This is a genomic window from Pseudomonas sp. HTZ2 (genome assembly GCF_033173945.1).
Taxonomy (GTDB): Bacteria; Pseudomonadota; Gammaproteobacteria; order Pseudomonadales; family Pseudomonadaceae; genus Aquipseudomonas; species Aquipseudomonas guariconensis.
Genome location: NZ_CP137332.1, coordinates 3,420,596 through 3,435,740, shown reverse-complemented (window position 1 = coordinate 3,435,740; position 15,145 = coordinate 3,420,596). Strand labels below are relative to the sequence as shown.

Below are 15,145 nucleotides of genomic sequence, written 5' to 3'. Positions count from 1 at the left end.
GTAGCGACGTCAGCAAGGCAGACGGCGGCTACAGGGATACTCTGTGGTGACTCTCTACTTGAGTTGTAGGACAAGAAAACTGGCCCGACAACTGGCAGAGGTGCCTTGTAAGGCGCAGACGGTACTCCCATCCGCCAAGCGTTTCAAGCCATGCGACGGTCGAGTTCCCCGCACTTTACAGGGCAAATCACCGAGAGTTATAAGAAAGCCGATCCGTGCAACCCAATGGGAAGGATGCAGCATGCCTCAGACCCCCACCAACCACAGCGAGAAACGCGACTTCATTCGCATGCGTATCGATGCCGGCGTCACCCTCCTGCATGCGGGCCAGGTGATCTCGGCCGTCTGCCTCGACCTCTCCAGTGGCGGCATGCAGGTACAGGCCGAGCAACATTTCGAGGTCGGTGACAAAGTGCAGGCACGGATCGAATCCGACCACCCTGCCCTCAAGGGCCTGGAAGCCAGCACCGAGGTAGTGTGGATCGCCGATCAACCCGGCGGCGAGCAGAAGTTCGGTTTGCGCATCCTGGCCCTGCATTGAAGCAAAGACGAAAAAAGGCGACCCGAAGGTCGCCTTTTTACATACCCGCACGAATCAGAAGTCGTCTTCGACTTCCCCATCCTTGACCTTGAACTCACGGTTCTGCAGGTAAGCGTTGCGGATGAACACGTACTTGTCGCCAGTGATCAGTTTTTCTGCCGACAACAGGTTGGCCCGGGTGTCGATCACGTCCAGGGCGAAGATCGAGTTGCGGGTCGGCACGTGGTCGATATAGCGGTAGGGTTCGGTGTAGGTGTCCGGGTATTTGGCCAGGCCATCGCGCACGGTGCTTGGACCGAGGAATGGAATGACCACATAAGGACCGCTGCCCAAGCCCCAATAGCCAAGGGTCTGGCCGAAGTCTTCGTCGTTGCGCTGCAGCCCCATCTTGGTACCGACGTCGAAGAAGCCGCCCAGGCCGAACGTGGTGTTGACGATCAGGCGCGCTGTGTCGACGCCCGCGGCATGGGGCTTGAGCTGCAGCACATCATTGACCAGGTTGGTGACATCGCCCAGATTGCGGAAGATATTGTGGATACCATCTTCGAGGAACTGCGGGGTGACGGCCTGATAACCCTTGGCCAATGGCTTGAGGGCATAGGTGTCGAGGGTATCGTTGAACTTGAAGATCGGTCGGTTGACCGATTCCCAGGGATCTTCCTCGGTGGCCGCCTGGGTGGCTGCCACGGGCGCCAGCAGCAGGCTGGCGCAGACACAGGCCTGGGTGAATCGCTCGATCACTCCGGCACCGATCCTACGCATAGATGTTTCTCCATCGGATTTGACGGCAGCAGGCACATGAGTGCGCTGCGAAATTAAGACGCCAGTATAAAGGCTCATCGGCTGATAAGCAGCTTTACACATTTTTAATCAAGATTATGTGAACAACCGTTGCGATGTCATCCACCGGTAACAAGCGCCCGCTAGCCTGCGGAGTATTTGAGGGACGCTGCCATGGAAGCTGCATCTGCCTTCACCGCCGTACTCTTCGGACTGCGTGGCTGCCTGGTCCAGGCGGTCAACGGCACTCCCCACCCCGCCCCTGGGGCCTTGGACATCCTGTCGGTCCTGCGTGAACGCCAGGTACCGTGCATGTGGCTCGATGAACTGGGCGCCAGCCAGGGCAAACGCTTGGCCAACGTGTTGCCGGACTGGCTGCCCGGGCAAGCGCTCAATGATTGCCCCTGGCCCGCGCCGAACGCCTGTTGGCAGGCGTTGATGACCCTGCGCAGCACCCGCCTGGACGGCTGTGTGCTGGTCAGCGGGGAGCCGGGCCTGCTGCAATCGTCCCTCAACGCGGGGCTATGGACGGTAGGCCTGGCCAACAGCAGCCCATCATGCGAGGTCGGCTCCAGCCAGTGGCAAGCCATGACCGAGCAGGCGCGCGAACTGGCCCGCGGCAAGGCCACCCTGGAGCTGTTCGGACTCGGCGTACACTCGGTGATCGACCATCTGGAAGCACTGGATACATGCCTGGCGGACATCGCCCTGCGCCGGCGCAAGGGCGAAAAGCCCTGATACAGGGTCGTTGACACCGATCATGCAAAGCGCCTGCAGGTGGATTACGCTTGGAAACAGGCCAGAACCTTTGCACCACCGCGAAGGTCCATGCCTTGCCAAGCCATAGAGGGAGAACACCCAATGCCCGCCCGCGAACTGCAAGAGCGACTCAATAGCCTGCGCGAGCAACTGGATCGGAATGTACCGCTGTCGGACGAAGAACTGGCCAGTCTGCACGAGGAAGCGAGGCAGATAGAGGCGCAACTCAAGCTTGAGGAAGCCACCCCCGACAACAACCTGGTTGACGGTGTGAACCTCGCCATTGAACGCTTCGAGGTCGACCACCCCGACCTGACCGCCACACTGCGCAATATTGCCAACTATCTCCACAGCATGGGTATCTGACCCTGCTCATCCGGGGCTGCTGCGCAGCCCTCTCACGACACAAGGCCGCTCCTACGGACATCGTGCTGTAGGAGCGGCCTTGTGTCGCGAACAGAGCCCGCCGAGGACGACGCCAAACTTACTGACGAACGAGCCGCTGATTGTCTGGGCTGATCGCCCCGGTGCTGCGGTAAGGGTTGATGTCCAGGCCACCACGACGCACATAGCGCGCATACACGGTCAGGTGCTCCGGTTTGAGCAGGCGCAAGAGATCCAGATAAATGCGTTCGACGCACTGCTCATGGAAGTCCGAATGCTGGCGGAAGCTCACCAGGTAGCTCAACAGACTCGCATGATCCAGCGCCAGGCCTTTGTACGCCACCACGACACTTCCCCAGTCCGGTTGCCCGGTGACCGGGCAGTTGGACTTGAGCAAATGGCTGTGCACTGCCTCCTCGACCACGCGCTGCGGGTCGCATTGCAGCAGTTCAGGTCGGGGCTGCTCGTAGTTGCTGATGCTTACATCCAGATCATCGATGCAATGGCCTGGCAGCGCTACCACGCCCTGGGCCTCGACATCCGCCAAGGTACGAACCCGAACAGTGACAGACTTGCCCGCGGCGGCGGACAGGTCTTTCTCCAGGCAAGCCTGCAGTTCGCGGGTGGAGGCGAAGACAGTCTGGTTCAAGGAGTTGAGGTAAAGCTTGAACGACTTGGATTCGATGATGTTGGGCGAATCGGCCGGAATGGCGAACTCACCGATGGCCACCACCGGCTTGCCCGAAGGCAGCAACCAGGACAGCTCGAAACAGTTCCAGTAGTCCACGCCCTGCCACGGCAGGGTTTGGGCGGTCACGCCCAACTCGGCCCATTTGGCCGCGCGCGGAATGGGGAACAGCAACGAAGGGGTGTAGGTGGCGATGTACTCGCTGGACTTGCCCAGCGGGGAATGTTCGGCGGCGGGATGCATGGACCTGACCTGAAGACTCGTGATGGCCCTCATTCTACCGGTTTTGCATCCCGCCTTGGGGTCGAAGTCACTCGATGGTCAGTTTCCCGACCATGCCGGCCTGGTAATGGCCCGGCACGTTGCAGGCGAACTCGATAGGCGCAGACTTGCGGAAGGTCCAGGTCAGTTCGGCACGCTGGCCAGGCTGCACCAACACTGTGTTGCCGCCATCATGACCATGCCCGCCCATCGCGCCGTGGTCCATGCCTTCATGGTTCATGCTCATGCTGGCCATGGCCAGCATCTGTTGCTGATGCGCGGCATGCATGGCCGCGTCGCCCAGGTTGAACTCGTGGGGCAGTTTGCCCTGGTTGGTCAGGATGAAGCGCACAGTTTCGCCTGCCTTGACCTCCAGGCCTGCCGGCTCGAAGGCGATGTCCTTGAGTATGACTTCCACGGTGCGAGTGGCCTTGGATGCCGGGGCTGGTTCACCGAACGCGAAGGTTTTTGCTTCGCTTGCCAATATGGGCAGGCTGACCAGGGCCAGGGCGGCGGCGATGAACAGGTGCTTCATGAAGTCTCCAAACAGATGCAGCAGGATGAGACTCACTCTATAAGGCTCCGCTGGCGCTTAGCTGACAGTCGGATTACAACTTTGTCAGCTTGGTTGCCGCTTGCCGGAGTCACGTATCATTTCAGCCGTCACCTCCTGCGAACGCGGGCTTCCCCGCCGCACCGAGGCAGGTGCGTACTTTTCGAATTATGGACAGGACATGAAACTGCTGATCGTCGAAGACCAGGTCAAGACCGGCCAATACCTGCGCCAAGGGCTCAGCGAAGCCGGCTTTGCCACCGAACTCGCCTGTGATGGCGACACCGGCCAGCACCTGGCCTTGACTGGCGATCATGACCTGCTGATTCTCGATGTCATGCTCCCGGGGCGCAACGGCTGGCAGATCCTCCAGGCAGTACGCCAGGCTGGCCTGGAAACTCCAGTACTGTTCCTCACCGCCCGCGATGCCGTGGAAGACCGGGTCCATGGTCTGGAGCTGGGCGCGGACGACTATCTGGTCAAACCCTTCGCCTTCTCCGAGCTGCTGGCCAGGGTGCGCACGCTGCTTCGCCGGGGCGCCAATTCCAGCCAGGATACGCAACTGGGTCTGGCCGACCTGCGCCTGGACCTGATCCGCCGCCGCGCCGAACGCGCCGGCCAACGTATCGACCTGACCGCCAAGGAGTTCGCCCTGCTCGAACTGCTGTTGCGCCGCCAGGGCGAGGTACTGCCCAAATCGCTGATCGCCTCGCAAGTCTGGGACATGAATTTCGACAGCGACACCAATGTCATCGAGGTGGCGATCCGCCGCCTGCGCCTGAAGATCGACGATCACCATGACAACAAGCTGATCCATACCGTGCGCGGCATGGGCTACGTACTCGAGGAGCGCCACGACTGATGCCGCGCGTGTCCCTAGGCGGGCGTCTGGCCCTGCTGTTCGCCGTCTGCACGGCGGCCGTCTCGCTGACCGCCGGCCTGCTGTTCAGCCGCGCCAGCGAACGGCACTTCATCGAACTGGACCAGCAACTGCTCAATGGCCGGCTGTCCTTGATGCGCACCTTGCTCGAAGGCGTCACCCGCCCTGCCGACCTGGCGTCGCGCTTGCCCGCCCTTCGCAACGAACTGAGCCACCAGGCCGATCTGGCCTTGCGCATCCGCGGTGCGGATGGCGCGCTGTGGTTCGACAGCCGCAACGACTTGCCAGATACCCCCAGCCACACCGGGCTTACCACCCTGCATGCCGATGGCGTTGACTACCGCAGCCTGTGCATCCAACTGGACGAAGGCAGCCCAGACTCGGCCCAATTGACCCTCTTGCTGGACATCACCCACCACCAACACTTCCTGCAAGGCATGCAGCGTCTGATCTGGCTGACCGTCGGCCTCTCGGCTTTGGCCACGGCCCTGCTCGGCGCCTGGGCTGCTCGGCGCGGGCTGCGGCCCTTGCGCCAAATGGGCGAAGTGGCTGCCAGGGTCAATGCCCGTTCCCTGACCACCCGATTGCCCGTGGCCCAAATGCCGGAGGAGCTGGCCGAGCTGGCCACCACCGTCAATGCCATGTTGCAACGCCTGGATGATGCCTTTCAGCGCCTGTCGGCGTTTTCCGCCGACATCGCCCATGAGCTGCGCACACCGCTGTCCAACCTGCTGACCCACACCCAGGTCACCCTTACCCGTCCACGCAGCCTCGACGAGTATCGCGAGGCGTTGCACGGCAATTTGGAGGAACTGCAATGGATGGCCCAGCTGGTCAATGACATGCTCTACCTGGCCAAGGCCGATCACGGCCTGCTGATGCCCAACCGCGAGGCGTTGGACCTGGCGGTGGAGCTGGATGCCTTGCTGGAATACTACGCGCCGCTGGCCGAGGACGCCGAGGTGCGCCTGGTGCGCGAAGGCGTGGCGCGGCTGGAGGGCGACCGACATATGCTACGCAGGGCATTGTCCAATCTGCTGGACAATGCCCTGCGTTTCACGTCGCAAGGTGGGGAGATCCGCGTGTCGCTGCAGCCCGGGGCTCACATCGTCGTCGCCAACACCGGTCCTGCAATTGAACCGGCTGTTCTGCCCAGGCTTTTCGACCGTTTCTATCGGGCAGACCCCGCCCGACGGGAAGGCAGCAGCGAACATGCGGGATTGGGTCTGGCGATTACCCGTTCGATCATCCAGGCCCATGGCGGAAGCATCCGCGCCGAGTGCGCGCAGGGTTGGACGCGGTTCGTGATCGAGCTGCCCGAAACGTTGTGAAGGGGCCGCCATGGCCCCTTCAGATCACTCGTAACGCAGCGCCATCGCCGGCTCCACCTGGGAAGCCCGATACGCGGGATAAAGGGTGGCCAGGAAGCTCATGACCAGCCCCGCGGTGCAGATGATCGCTACATCTCCCCATTGCAGGTCAGAGGGCAGGCTGCTGATGAAGTACACGTCGGACGTGAAGATGTGCTGCCCGCTGATCCGCTCCAGCCAGCCCACGATCTGGCTGACATTGAGGGCCGCGATCACGCCTAGCACACCACCGACCAAGGTACCGACGATACCGATCAGCGAGCCTTGGACCATGAAGGTCCCCATGATTTGCGCAGGCGTCGCACCGATGGTGCGCAGGATGGCAATGTCCGAACCCTTGTCGTTCACCACCATCACCAAGGTGGCGATGATGTTGAATGCGGCCACCGCGATGATCATCATCAGCAACAGGCCGATCATGGTCTTTTCCATCTTCATGGCACTGAACAGGCTGCCTTGTGTGTGGGACCAGTCATCGGCGCGATAGGCATCGCCCAGGCCTGCGGCAATTGCCTTGGATACCTGGGGTGCGGCGTACAGGTCCTGCAGTTTCAGGCGCACCCCTTGCACGCTACCCGACGCCCAGCGCTGCATGTCGCCGGCATCGGCAACATGGATGTAAGCCTGGGAACCGTCGAGCTCGGCGCCCACCTTGAAGATACCGACCACGGTCAGACGCTGCATGCGCGGCGTGATACCGCCAGGGGCCTTGCTGATTTCAGGGACGATAAGCGTCAGCTTGTCGCCGGTATTGAGACGAAAACGCCGCGCGGTGAGCTCACCGATGACCACGCCATACTCGCCGGGGACCAGGTCCTGCAGGCGCCCCTGAACGATATGCTGACCGACGATGGAGACCTTGCCCTCCTCGGCCGGGTCGATGCCACTGACCTGGATCGGCTGCATCGCCCCCTTATAGGACAACATGCCTTCCATTTCCGTGATGGGCGCAGCTGCGACCACGGCAGGATTCTTCAGCGCCGCATCGGCCACCTTGCGCCAGTCATTCAGCGGCTGCACCCCCAGGATGCTGGCGTGTGGCACCAGCCCCAGGATGCGCGAGCTCATCTCACGCTGGAAACCGTTCATCACCGACAGCACCACGATCATCGCCAGCACGCCCAAGGACAGGCCGATCATCGAGGTCATGGAGATGAACGAGATGAATTGGTTGCGGCGCTTGGCACGGGTGTAGCGAGCACCGATGAACAAGGGCAAGGGTCTGAACATGTACGAGAACACCCAATGAAAAAAGGTTACGGCGCAGCCCGTGCCGCGCCGTGCAATCGACTCAGATCGGCACCAGACGGCCGTCTTCCAGGTGCAGCACGCGGTCCATCTGACGCGCCAGGTTCAAGTCGTGGGTGACCACCAGGAACGCGGTCTGCGAAGCGCTGGACAGCTCCTGCATCAATTCCTGGATACCAAGGGCGGTGTGGTGATCGAGGTTGCCGGTGGGCTCGTCGAGCATCACCAGGCCCGGGCGGTTGACCAGGGCACGGGCGATTGCCACGCGCTGGCGCTCGCCACCGGAAAGTTCGGCCGGCTTGTGGTTCAGACGATGACCCAGGCCCACCCGCTTGAGCAGGGCCTCGGCGCGCTCACGCGCTTCGGGGATCGGCGTGCGGCCGATCAGCAGCGGCATGCAGGCGTTCTCCAGGGCGGTGAACTCCGGCAGCAGGTGGTGGAACTGGTAGACGAAGCCCAGCGCACGGTTGCGTAGCAGGCCACGGGCGCGCTCGCCAAGGGCAGACAGCTCCTCGCCCGCGAGCCAGACACTGCCCTGGGTGGGAGTGTCGAGGCCGCCAAGCAGATTCAGCAAGGTACTCTTGCCGGAGCCGGAGCTGCCGACGATGGCCACCCGCTCACCTGCATGCAGCTCCAGGTTCAACCCGGACAGCACCTTCACCGACTCCGGCCCTTCCTCGTAGGACTTGCCCAGGTTGCGGCAGCTCAGTACGGCTTTATTCATGCGCGACTCACTCATAACGTAGCGCCTCTGCTGGCTGGGTGCGGGCCGCACGCCAGGCCGGATACAGGGTGGCAAAGAAACTCAGGACCAACGCCGCACCGCAGACCATCCAGACGTCCTCGGCCATGATCTGCGACGGCAGGTAATCGATGAAGTACACATCCGCGTTCAGGAACTTGTGCCCGATCAGCTTCTCGATGCCGGCGATCACCGCACTGACATTGAGTGCGGCGACGATGCCGACGACGGCACCGATCAACGTGCCGACCACGCCGATCACCGTCCCCTGGACCATGAAGATGGCCATGATCTGCCCCGGCGTGGCGCCGAGGGTACGCAGAATGGCGATGTCGCCACGCTTGTCGTTGACCACCATCACCAGTGTGGAAATGATGTTGAACGCTGCCACCGCCACGATCAGCAGCAGCAACAGGCCGATCATGGCCTTCTCCATACGGATGGCCTGGTACAGGTTGCCGTGGCTGCGAGTCCAGTCGCGGGTGTAGAACTCCTGCTCGCCCAGGCGTTGGGCGATATCCCAGGCCACGCGCGGGGCCTGGAACAGGTCGTCGAACTTCAGGCGCAGGCCCTGGACCTGGTCGGCCTTCCAGCGGTGCAGGCGGGAGAGGTCGCTGATGTTGGTCAGGCCCAGGTAACCGTCGATTTCGCCGGCGCCAACGTGGAAGGTGCCGACCACGGTGAAGCGCTTCATGCGCGGGAACATGCCCGCCGGGGTCACGCTGACCTCCGGGGCGACGAAGGTCAGCTTGTCGCCGATACCCACGCCCAGCTTGGCCGCGGCTTTGTCACCGATCATGATGCCCCATTCGCCCGGCGCCAGCTTGTCGAGGCTGCCCTCCAGGACGAAATTCTCGATGATGGATACCTGCCGCTCCAGCGCAGGGTCGATGCCGTTGAGCAGCACCTTCTGCACCTTGCCGTCATGAGTCAGCAACCCCTGCATCTGGGTGAAGGGCGCGACCGCCAGCACCTGTGGATTCTGCTTTACTTGTTGGGCAAGACCCGACCAGTTGTCCAGCGGTTGGCCGGTTTCGAGCGTGGCATGGGGGATCATGCCCAGCACGCGGGTACGCATCTCGTGGTCGAAGCCGTTCATGACCGACAGCACCACGATCATCACCACCACGCCAAGGGCGAGGCCGATCATCGAAGTCAGCGAAATGAACGAGACGAAGTGGTTGCGACGCTTGGCACGGGTGTAGCGGGTGCCAATGAATACGAAAAGAGGTCTGAACATGTCGGGGCTTGTTCGGATGAAAGGGAACGTCCTTGTGGCAGGGCGCCTGCAGCGGCTTTACACTCGGACCACCGCCGTAACCATGGGTTCGCCATGACGACACTAGACGAAGAAGATCGCCGCGAATACTACCGCATCGAAGACAGTATCGCACTTGAAATCAACGCCTTGGACACGGCCCAAGGCCAGGAGACAGACCTGTTGCAGGATGCTTCACCGCTGTTCAATCTGCTCAGCGAACTGCACCTGGCCGACTTCGAGTCCCAGCACCTGATGCGCCAGTTGAGCGAGAAGGACCGCACCCTCGCGGCCTTCCTGCGGGTACAGAACAAACGCATCGACCTGCTCAGCGCGGTGCTCGCCCAGACCCTGCTGGGTGAAATCGGCAAGCCCCGGCGGGTGATTCTCTCCGAAGGCGGCATCGAGTTCGCCCATGCAACGCCCATCGCCCCCGGTACGCGACTGGCAGTGAAGATGATCCTCATGCCCCGTGCCCTCGGCCTACTGCTGCGCGCGCGGGTCACCCACTGCGACCCACGCCCGGAAGGCAATCACGAGGTCGGCACCGAATTCATCGACATGACCGACGCCCAGCGCCAACTGCTGGCCCGGTACATCCTGCAGCGCCAGCAACAACAACGACGCCAGGCGCTGGAACAGAACGACCCCGCCTCTTGAGCCTTTTCCATTTTGACCTGAAGGAACGAACGTGACCCTGATCTATGGCCATCGCGGCGCCAAGGGCGAAGCGCCCGAGAATACCCTGAACAGCTTCCGCCAGTGCTTGTCACATGGCGTCGATCGCTGCGAACTGGACCTGCACCTGTCGGCCGACAACGAGCTGATGGTGATCCACGACCCGACGCTCAAGCGCACCACCGGTCGGCGCGGCAAGGTGGTCGAGCACACCGCCGCCGAGCTGGTCACCTACGATGCACGTAAGGGCGGCCCGGGCTGGGTGCAGCCCTGCCCCATCCCACGCCTGGAAGAGCTGTTCGAGAAGTGCGCTTTCGCGCATTGGCAACTGGAGGTCAAGAGCGCCTCGCGTACCCGCGCCGCCAGTACCGTGCTGGCGATTCGCGAGCTGGCGCAGCAGTACGGCCTGCTGGACAAGATCACCATTACCTCGAGCTCCCGGGAGGTGCTTGGCGCCGCGCTGGAACTGGTGCCGGATGTGTCTCGCGGACTGGTCGCCGAGTACGCCTGGCTCGACCCGCTGAAGGTGGCCCAGAACTATGGCTGCCAGATGCTGGCCTTGAACTGGACACTGTGCACGCCCGAGCGCCTGATCAAGGCACAGCGTCAGGGGTTGCACGTATCGGTGTGGACGGTCAACGAACCGGCGCTGATGCGCCGGCTCGCCGACTTTGGCGTAGACAGCCTGATTACAGACTTTCCCGGTTTGGCCATGACCACCCTTGGGAAGGGCTGAATCCGGACTCCCCGACCGGCTCAGGCCACCGGCCGGAGCCGCTCAAAAAAGCCGGTTCAGGCCGTCGTAGGCCGCTACCCGATAGGCTTCGGCCATGGTCGGGTAGTTGAAGGTGGTGTTGACGAAGTACTTCAGATTGTTCTGCTCACCGGGCTGGTTCATGATCGCCTGGCCGATGTGGACGATCTCCGAGGCCTGGTAGCCGAAGCAGTGTACACCCAGGATTTCCAAGGTCTCGCGGTGGAACAGGATCTTCAGCATGCCCTGAGGCTCACCGGCGATCTGGGCACGGGCCATGCTCTTGAAGAAGGCCTTGCCCACTTCATACGGCACCTTGGCCTGGGTCAGCTCCTGCTCGTTCTTGCCGATCGAGCTGATCTCCGGAATGGTGTAGATGCCGGTCGGCACGTCATCGACGAAACGCCAGCTGCCATTGTCGACGATGCTGCCAGCGGCGGAACGCCCCTGGTCGTGGGCAGCGCTGGCCAGGCTCGGCCAGCCGATCACGTCACCGGCGCCATAGACGTTCGGCACGCTGGTACGGTAGGCCTCGTCGACCTCGATCTGGCCGCGGCTGTTGACCTTGATTCCGATGTTCTCCAGGCCCAGCTTGTCAGTGTTGCCGGTACGGCCGTTGCACCACAGCAAGGCATCGGCCTTGATCTTCTTGCCCGACTTCAAGTGCAGGATCACACCGTTGTCCAAGCCTTCGACCCGCTCGTACTCCTCGTTGTGGCGTACGGTGATGTTGTTGTTGCTGAAGTGGTAGCTCAGCGCCTGGGAGATTTCCGAATCCAGGAAGCTCAGCAGTTGGCCGCGGTTGTCCACCAGCTCGACCAGCACGCCCAGGCCACTGAAAATGGAGGCGTATTCACAACCGATCACGCCAGCGCCATAGACGATCAGCTTGCGCGGGGTATGGCTCAGGCTGAGGATGGTGTCGCTGTCGTAGACGCGCGGGTGGTGGAAGTCGATATCGGCCGGACGGTACGGACGCGAGCCGGTGGCGATGATGATGTGCTTGGCGACCAGTTTCTCGACCACACCGTTGGAGCACACCACTTCGACGGTCTGCTCATCGGCGAAGCTGCCGGTGCCGACGAACACGTCGACGCGGTTGCGCGCGTAGTAGCCGGTGCGCGAGGCCACTTGCTTGGAGATCACCTTCTCGGCGCTCTTGAGCACATCGGGGAAGGAGAACCAGCGCGGCTCACCGATGGCGCGGAACATCGGGTTGGTGTTGAACTGCATGATCTGGCGCACCGAGTGACGCAGGGCCTTGGACGGGATGGTGCCCAAGTGAGTGCAGTTGCCGCCGACCTGGCGACGGCTGTCGACCATGGCCACCTTGCGTCCTGCTTTGGCGGCATTCATTGCCGCACCTTCTCCGGCCGGGCCGGAACCCAGCACCACTACGTCGTAGTTATAGACAGCCATGCGTACTCCTTCAGAACTGGCCCGCCGACCGGATGGCCGCGGGGCACGATCATGTCGCCGGGGCGCCATGAGAAAATTCGGGTGCAGTCTAATCAAGCGTGAACGCCGCGCACATTAACCCTTGGTCGCGTCGTAGGCCAATTTTGCCTGCACTACATGTCATTCACCGATTCCCTGGCGACGATCATCCGTGTTTGCGCTTTCACTCGCCTTTCAGTGCCCGCTCGAACGCAGGCGTAACACGAGAGACGAAGCCACCCTCGGCCCGGGTCACCAGCACCGCGGCAATACCATGGGCGACAGCGAAGTCCCAGCCTTGTTCCGGCCCCAGGATCAACAACAGGGTCGAGTAGCCATCGGCTTGGAGCGCCGAGGCATCGAGCACGGTGACAGCAGCCAGGTCATGTTCGACCGGACGCCCCAAGCGGGCATCGAAGGTGTGCGAATAGCGCCGGCCATTGTCCTTGAAATAGTGCCGATAGTCACCCGAGGTCGATACAGCCAGACCATCCACGGCGATGACTTGGCGCGCGACCTGACGGTCTTCGCGCGGCAGTTCCAGAGCCACCCGCCACGGACCGCCATCGGGCTTGCGACCCACAGCCTTGAGTTCGCCCGTGGCTTCGACAAGAAAGCTTGCGACGCCCATCGCCCCTAGGCGCTCGGCGATCAGGTCCACGGCGTGGCCTGCGGCGATACTGTTGAAATCCAGTTCCACTGCAGCGTCCTTGCACAGGATGTCGCCATCGATGCGCAAGTGGTGATAGCCGACGCGCTGACGGGCCTGGGCCAACTGCAACGGGTCAGGCACCTGCTCTTGGCGCGCCTGAGGGCCGAAGCCCCAGAGATCGAGCAATGGCTCGACGGTCAGGTCGAAAGCGCCCTGGCTTTGTTCGGCCAACTGCTGACCAAACCCGACCAACGCCAGCATGTCCTTTCCTAGCGCTTGGCATTGGCCTGCCTGCAACTGGTTGAAGCGGCTGACCGCAGAATCGCCACGGTAGGTTGAATAGTGTTCGTCGACATCACGCAGGATGGCTTCCACTGCCTCCTGCACCTCGAGGCGCGATGGCCCGCCCGGCTCGCGGACATACTGGATGCTGTAGCTGCTGCCCATGGTCGGGCCGCCAAAGCGCTCCAGGCGCGGAGCCTGGTCGCAGCCAACCAGGAACATCAGGGTGAGCAGAAGACCTTTACGCAATTTCAAGTTTCTCGACTGGCCGTACTGGCCTCTTCGCAGGCTTACCCATGAATGCCCGCACACGGCATAAAAAAACGGGAACCCGAAGGTTCCCGTTTCTTCAACGCATTACAAGCGGATCAGCGTGGAAACGCTGGCGGGTTCACACCAGCCATCTCTTCCATCACACGCACCACCTGGCAGCTATAACCGAACTCGTTGTCGTACCAGACGTACAGGACAACGCGGTTGTCGTTGCAGATGGTCGCTTCGGCGTCGACCACACCGGCGTGGCGCGAGCCCACGAAGTCGGTGGAGACCACTTCCTGGGAGCTGACGTAATCGATCTGCTTGTGCAGTTCCGAGTGCATGGCGGTCTGGCGCAGGTACTCGTTGATCTCGTCGCGGTTGGTGGCCTTTTCCAGGTTCAGGTTGAGGATGGCCATCGAGACGTTCGGCGTCGGCACGCGAATGGCGTTGCCGGTCAGCTTGCCCTTGAGCACAGGCAGTGCCTTGGCTGCAGCGGTGGCTGCGCCGGTCTCGGTGATGACCATGTTCAACGGTGCGGCGCGGCCGCGGCGGCTGCCCTTGTGGAAGTTGTCGATCAGGTTCTGGTCGTTGGTGAACGAGTGAACGGTTTCGACGTGGCCGTTGATGATGCCGTACTGGTCATTGACAGCCTTGAGCACCGGCACGATGGCGTTGGTGGTGCAGGACGCAGCGGAGATGATCTTGTCATCGGCGCTGATATCGCCATGGTTGATGCCGTGAACGATGTTCTTCAGCGCGCCTTTGCCCGGAGCGGTGAGGATCACGCGATTGATGCCAGGGCACTTGAGATGCTGACCCAGGCCTTCGGCGTCACGCCATTTACCGGTGTTGTCCACCAGCAGGGCGTTGTCGATGCCGTATTGGGTGTAGTCGATCGAGGCCGGATCGTTGGAGTAGATCACCTGGATCAGGTTGCCGTTGGCGGTGATGGTGTTGTGCTCTTCGTCGATGACGATGGTGCCGTCGAACGGACCATGTACCGAGTCGCGGCGCAGCAGGCTGGCACGCTTGGTCAGGTCGTTCTCGGCGCCCTTGCGCACGACGATTGCACGCAGGCGCAGGCCGTCGCCGCCACCGGTCTTCTCGATCAGGATACGCGCCAGCAGGCGGCCGATGCGACCGAAGCCGTACAGGACGACGTCGGTGCCCTTGCGGGCGGACAGGTTCTGCTGACCGACGACATCGGCCAGTTCTTCACGCACGAACTGCTCGACGCTGCGGCCGTTGCCTTCGAGCTTGAACTTGTTTGCCAGCTTGCCCAGGTCGACCGAAGCGGCGCCCAGTTTCAGCTCGCTCATGGCCTTGAGCAGGGGGAATGTCTCGTGGACGGACAGCTCGGTTTCGTCGGTCTGACGGTGACGGGCAAAGCGGTGGGCTTTGAGGATCGAGATAACCGAACGATTGATCAGGCTGCGGCCATAGATCGAGCTCACCACGTTATTGTTGCGGTAGAGCTGACCGATAAGCGGGATCATCGCTTCAGCCAGGGCTTCACGATCGATCCACTCACCAAGACACTGGTCGGGCTTCTGAGTCACGGGAACCTTCCACATGTAGGGGGAGAAAAAAGGGGCTACATTATGACGCCCCTCGACGTAT

At 62.1% G+C, this 15,145-nt stretch carries 16 protein-coding genes; 7 read left to right on the top strand and 9 right to left on the bottom strand.

Going from position 1 to position 15,145, the window contains the following annotated elements:
• Positions 1–241: 241 nt before the first annotated feature.
• A complete protein-coding gene (locus R6G97_RS15915) occupies positions 242–541 on the top strand; it encodes a PilZ domain-containing protein (protein ID WP_043212901.1) in 300 nt (99 codons plus the stop codon).
• Positions 542–595: 54 nt separating this feature from the next.
• Here the strand turns inward: R6G97_RS15915 and R6G97_RS15910 are convergent, their stop codons facing one another.
• Complete coding sequence (locus R6G97_RS15910; protein ID WP_043212899.1) at positions 596–1,303, bottom strand: MlaA family lipoprotein; 708 nt, start codon at positions 1,301–1,303, stop codon at positions 596–598.
• Positions 1,304–1,495: 192 nt separating this feature from the next.
• Between R6G97_RS15910 and R6G97_RS15905 the strand changes: the two genes are divergently transcribed.
• Both R6G97_RS15905 and R6G97_RS15900 read left to right on the top strand, forming a co-directional pair.
• Positions 1,496–2,059 (top strand): phosphonoacetaldehyde phosphonohydrolase-related protein, encoded by a 564-nt coding sequence (locus R6G97_RS15905; RefSeq protein ID WP_317847212.1) that lies wholly within the window; start codon positions 1,496–1,498, stop codon positions 2,057–2,059.
• A gap of 123 nt (positions 2,060–2,182) precedes the next feature.
• Positions 2,183–2,446 carry a DUF4404 family protein gene (locus tag R6G97_RS15900; protein ID WP_043212894.1) on the top strand — a complete coding sequence of 88 codons (264 nt, stop codon included), beginning with the start codon at positions 2,183–2,185 and terminating at the stop codon, positions 2,444–2,446.
• 118 nt (positions 2,447–2,564) lie between these two features.
• Here the strand turns inward: R6G97_RS15900 and queF are convergent, their stop codons facing one another.
• Positions 2,565–3,395 carry an NADPH-dependent 7-cyano-7-deazaguanine reductase QueF gene (queF, locus tag R6G97_RS15895; RefSeq protein WP_090343892.1) on the bottom strand — a complete coding sequence of 277 codons (831 nt, stop codon included), beginning with the start codon at positions 3,393–3,395 and terminating at the stop codon, positions 2,565–2,567.
• Between the two features lie 67 nt (positions 3,396–3,462).
• Positions 3,463–3,948, bottom strand: coding sequence for a cupredoxin domain-containing protein (locus tag R6G97_RS15890; RefSeq protein ID WP_289717653.1), 486 nt, complete (start codon positions 3,946–3,948; stop codon positions 3,463–3,465).
• Positions 3,949–4,147: 199 nt separating this feature from the next.
• Here R6G97_RS15890 and R6G97_RS15885 point away from each other — a divergent pair, with 199 nt between their 5' ends.
• Positions 4,148–4,828 (top strand): heavy metal response regulator transcription factor, encoded by a 681-nt coding sequence (locus R6G97_RS15885; protein ID WP_043212887.1) that lies wholly within the window; start codon positions 4,148–4,150, stop codon positions 4,826–4,828.
• Positions 4,825–6,177, top strand: coding sequence for a heavy metal sensor histidine kinase (locus R6G97_RS15880; RefSeq protein WP_317848158.1), 1,353 nt, complete (start codon positions 4,825–4,827; stop codon positions 6,175–6,177). Before R6G97_RS15885 ends, R6G97_RS15880 begins: the two co-directional genes overlap by 4 nt.
• Before the next feature lie 24 nt (positions 6,178–6,201).
• On the opposite strand, the gene R6G97_RS15875 is transcribed toward R6G97_RS15880, so the two are convergent.
• The 3 genes from R6G97_RS15875 to R6G97_RS15865 form a co-directional block, all read right to left on the bottom strand.
• Positions 6,202–7,446, bottom strand: a complete 1,245-nt coding sequence (locus R6G97_RS15875) for a lipoprotein-releasing ABC transporter permease subunit (RefSeq protein WP_043212881.1) — start codon at positions 7,444–7,446, stop codon at positions 6,202–6,204.
• 61 nt (positions 7,447–7,507) lie between these two features.
• Entirely contained in the window at positions 7,508–8,203 is a 696-nt protein-coding gene (gene lolD, locus R6G97_RS15870) for a lipoprotein-releasing ABC transporter ATP-binding protein LolD (protein ID WP_043212877.1), read from the bottom strand.
• Complete coding sequence (locus tag R6G97_RS15865) at positions 8,196–9,446, bottom strand: lipoprotein-releasing ABC transporter permease subunit (protein WP_043212874.1); 1,251 nt, start codon at positions 9,444–9,446, stop codon at positions 8,196–8,198. The genes lolD and R6G97_RS15865 overlap by 8 nt, the downstream gene beginning before the upstream one ends.
• Before the next feature lie 93 nt (positions 9,447–9,539).
• On the opposite strand from R6G97_RS15865, the gene R6G97_RS15860 reads away from it, so the two are divergent.
• Together R6G97_RS15860 and R6G97_RS15855 are read left to right on the top strand one after the other, a co-directional pair.
• Complete coding sequence (locus R6G97_RS15860) at positions 9,540–10,124, top strand: PilZ domain-containing protein (RefSeq protein ID WP_043212871.1); 585 nt, start codon at positions 9,540–9,542, stop codon at positions 10,122–10,124.
• 31 nt (positions 10,125–10,155) lie between these two features.
• Positions 10,156–10,878 carry a glycerophosphodiester phosphodiesterase gene (locus tag R6G97_RS15855; protein WP_043212869.1) on the top strand — a complete coding sequence of 241 codons (723 nt, stop codon included), beginning with the start codon at positions 10,156–10,158 and terminating at the stop codon, positions 10,876–10,878.
• Between the two features lie 42 nt (positions 10,879–10,920).
• Here the strand turns inward: R6G97_RS15855 and sthA are convergent, their stop codons facing one another.
• The 3 genes from sthA to R6G97_RS15840 all read right to left on the bottom strand — a co-directional run bounded on the left by sthA (position 10,921) and on the right by R6G97_RS15840 (position 15,099).
• Positions 10,921–12,315, bottom strand: coding sequence for a Si-specific NAD(P)(+) transhydrogenase (gene sthA / locus R6G97_RS15850; RefSeq protein ID WP_043212867.1), 1,395 nt, complete (start codon positions 12,313–12,315; stop codon positions 10,921–10,923).
• Between the two features lie 202 nt (positions 12,316–12,517).
• A complete protein-coding gene (locus R6G97_RS15845) occupies positions 12,518–13,516 on the bottom strand; it encodes an FAD:protein FMN transferase (RefSeq protein ID WP_182815908.1) in 999 nt (332 codons plus the stop codon).
• 119 nt (positions 13,517–13,635) lie between these two features.
• Positions 13,636–15,099 (bottom strand): glyceraldehyde-3-phosphate dehydrogenase, encoded by a 1,464-nt coding sequence (locus tag R6G97_RS15840; RefSeq protein WP_043212865.1) that lies wholly within the window; start codon positions 15,097–15,099, stop codon positions 13,636–13,638.
• Positions 15,100–15,145: the final 46 nt, after the last annotated feature.